At 63.0% G+C, this 2,729-nt stretch carries 3 protein-coding genes; all 3 read right to left on the bottom strand.

Annotated features, from left to right (window positions below; all coding sequences use genetic code 11):
- Positions 1-1,026 (bottom strand): extracellular solute-binding protein (locus tag WCA53_RS20150; protein WP_423914755.1); only part of this gene is annotated, 1,026 nt, incomplete at its 3' end.
- 230 nt (positions 1,027-1,256) lie between these two features.
- Positions 1,257-2,228, bottom strand: coding sequence for an agmatinase (gene speB / locus WCA53_RS20145; RefSeq protein ID WP_423914752.1), 972 nt, complete (start codon positions 2,226-2,228; stop codon positions 1,257-1,259).
- Positions 2,229-2,252: 24 nt separating this feature from the next.
- The coding region (locus WCA53_RS20140; protein ID WP_423914748.1) for an aldehyde dehydrogenase family protein at positions 2,253-2,729 on the bottom strand (477 nt) is incomplete at its 5' end.

Below are 2,729 nucleotides of genomic sequence, written 5' to 3'. Positions count from 1 at the left end.
GTGCAGGATGGACTTCTCCGCAATCTGCTGCGGGCTCGGCACGTACCTGAGGCTTTCGGCCGGAATCACGGCCTTCGAATTCACCGGGCCGTTCAGCACGTCGGCGGCCATCCTGCCTTGCACGCCTGCATCGAGCGAATGGTTAATGAACGCGTGAATCAGATCGAGGTCGCCGGGGTGCGATTTCGGAATCACCGTGAACATCAGTTGCGTGGCGAAGCCTTCCTTCATGCCGTACGTCACGCCCATCTTGTATTCGGGCTTCCTGATCTGATCGGGAAAGAACGCCGGCGAATAGATCCCGCCGATATCGAGCGAGCCGGTGCGAAACAGGTCGGCGACCTGATTGGGGTTCTCACCGAGCGTCATCACGCGGTCCTTCAGTTCCGTGAGCTTCTTGAAACCCGGATCGATGTTCTGCTGCGAGCCGCCCGCCATTTTTGCGGCGATGATCGCCAGGTCGACCGCCTCGGCAAACTCGGGCGGGGGCAGGAACAGGCGGCCTGCGTATTTGGGATCCCACAGCGCTTCATACGACGACGGCGGCGTCTTGACGGTCGAGGTGTTGTAGATCAGGCCGTCGGACCACAGCAGGTAGCCGACACCAAAGCCGTCCGCTCCCGTTCTATACCGCGCCGCCACGTCCTTGAGGTTCGGCAGCTTGTCGAGGTCGGGTTTGAGGAGCAGGCCCGCATCGCCAAGACCCGAGGCACCTACTCCGGCGAGCGTGATCACGTCATAGGTGGGGCGGTCGCCCGCGGCCTTCACCTTGGCGACCATGCCGGAGGTGCCATCCGCGCGATCTGCAATCACCTTCGCGCCGGTTTTTGCCGAGAACGTAGCCGCTATATTGTGCAACGCGGCAGTCCCTGTGTCGTCCGACCAGGTCAGCAGACGGAGCGTCTTGCCCGAGAAATTGTGTTCCTGCGCTCTCAGATTGAGGAACGGCGCGGGTAGCGCGGACGCCGCGAGCGCTGCGCCGATCGTCTTGAAGGCTTGCCGCCGTCCCGTGCTGAAGTTTTTCATCGCCGACTCCGTAAGTGGTTAACTAAGATGACCGACCAATGCGCCGGGTGAACGGCATCCGTCGGCATTCGTCCGCGCATGAAAAATGTTAGGAGCGCAAAATAGCTATCACAACCGATATCTCTTCATGTGTGCCATGACGAAAGCGCATGTGTCGGTCGCTTCGTCGCGCGGGTCCGGGGGGCTGCGGCGCGAGCGCTGCCGGGCGGCAAACCAACGGACCAGTCAATCTACGCCCGGTACTTCACCTTCGGCAACACGCACAACATTTCATACAGCAGGTTTGCCCCGACCAGGGCCGTATTGCCGGACGCGTCGTACGGCGGCGAAATCTCCACCAGGTCGCACCCCACGATATCCAGCCCACGGCATCCTCGAATGATTTCCAGCCCCTGCCAGATGGTCAGCCCGCCGATTTCCGGCGTGCCGGTGCCGGGTGCGAAACTCGGGTCCAGGCCGTCGATGTCGAAGCTCAGGTACACCGGCCCCTTGCCCAGTTTCGCGCGCACTTCGTCCATGATCGGCGCGACCGACTTGTACCAGCACTCCTCCGCCTGCACGACACGGATGCCTTGCGACCTGGACCAGTCGAAGTCCTCCGCCGTATAGCCGGTGCCGCGCAGTCCGATCTGGGCCACGCGATTGCCATCGATCAGCCTTTCTTCAATCGCACGCCGAAACGGCGTTCCGTGGGCGATCTTCTCGCCGAACATCGTGTCGTTCACGTCGGCGTGTGCGTCGACGTGAACCACGCCGAGCGCGCCGTAGCGTTTTTTCATCGCCCGCAGGATGGGAAGCACGATCGTGTGGTCGCCGCCCATCGTGAGTGGCACGCAGCCATGCGCGAGGATCTCGTCATACGCTTCGGTGACGATGTCCATGCTCTTGCGCAGATTGAATGTGTTGATCGCGACGTCGCCTATGTCGGCCACCTGCATGCTGTCGTAGGGCGCTGCGCGGGTCGCCATGTTGTAGGGCCGGAGCAAGCACGATTCAGCCCGGATTGCGCGCGGACCGAACCGCGCACCCGCCCGGTTCGATGTGCCAGTGTCAAGCGGCACGCCGACGAAACATGCATCGAGCCCCTCGGCCGATGTCGCGGTCGGCAGGCGCATCATGGTCGCTGGGCCCGCGAAGCGCGGCATCTTGTTACCGCCTAGCGGCTGATTGAAAGGGGTTTCGGCGGGGTGATCGTGGTTCATCGCAAATCCTTCTAGGGTGATGGACTAATTGGCCTGACGACGCGTCAACACCTGCTTGATTTCCTGGAAGGCGGCGAGCCCGAACGGTCCCAGTTCGCGTCCGATACTGCTGCGCTTGTAGCCGCCCCACGAGGTCTGCGGATAGATCAGTTGCGGCGAGTTGACCCACACCACGCCGGCCTCAAGCGCGCGCGCGACCCGTTCGCCGCGCGCTTCGTCGGCGGTGACGACGCTCGCCACCAGCCCGTACTCGCTATCACTGGCAAGCTCAACGGCTTCCTCTTCAGTGTCGAACACGCGCACGCACAGGACGGGGCCGAAAATCTCGTCACGCCACAAGGCGCTTGTCGGCGGCACGTCGGCGAAAATCGTCGGCGCGATGAAAAATCCCTGCTCAGGCGCGCCGGCTGGCCGGCCACCGCCGGTGACGAGGCGCGCACCGTCGGCAATACCCTGTTCGATATGCCCGCGCACCCGGTCGAATTGGGCACGGTTCACGAG

The organism is Caballeronia sp. (genome assembly GCF_049581465.1).
In the GTDB taxonomy this organism is placed as follows: Bacteria; Pseudomonadota; Gammaproteobacteria; order Burkholderiales; family Burkholderiaceae; genus Caballeronia.
Note: the sequence above shows the minus strand (reverse complement) of the source record. Positions and strands in the feature narration are given on the sequence as shown.